The following is a 670-nucleotide window of genomic DNA, read 5'->3' on the forward strand; positions in this document are numbered from 1 at the left end:
GTTTTACCAATAACACCTCAATTACTAATGCCAGCCCGGGTAACATTACCATTCATTTTGAAGCCTCAGATGGCAGCGATTTAGCCAATGAAGTGATCAGTTTTACTTCCACTTTAGGGCTGTTTGACCCTAACACCGGCACAGTACTGACTAATAGCACCGGTGATGCCACCATTACGCTATTAGCTGGGACCGTGCGCGGTGCTGGTGTGGTAACCGCCAGCTCTAGTGCAGGTGATGCAGTGACACAAGGCTTCTTTACACAAGGTGATAGCTCAGAAGAAGATGGCAATGCATTAACCATCACCAGTTTTACCAATAACACCTCAATTACTAATGCCAGCCCGGGTAACATTACCATTCATTTTGAAGCCTCAGATGGCAGCGATTTAGCCAATGAAGTGATCAGTTTTACTTCCACTTTAGGTCTGTTTGACCCTAAAACCGGCACAGTACTGACTAATAGCACCGGTGATGCCACCATTACGCTATTAGCTGGGACCGTGCGCGGTGCTGGTGTGGTAACCGCCAGCTCTAGTGCAGGTGATGCAGTGACACAAGGCTTCTTTACACAAGGTGATAGCTCAGAAGAAGATGGCAATGCATTAACCATCACCAGTTTTACCAATAACACCTCAATTACTAATGCAAGCCCGGGTAACATTACCAT

The 670-nt window shown here is 46.6% G+C and carries 1 pseudogene; it reads left to right on the forward strand.

Annotated elements, in window-relative coordinates:
• Positions 1-670 (forward strand): annotated as a pseudogene (locus tag ESZ39_RS17905) (hypothetical protein); the annotation flags it as partial.

Origin of the sequence: Colwellia sp. C1TZA3 (assembly GCF_007954265.1) — a bacterium.
Lineage (GTDB): Bacteria > Pseudomonadota > Gammaproteobacteria > Enterobacterales > Alteromonadaceae > Cognaticolwellia.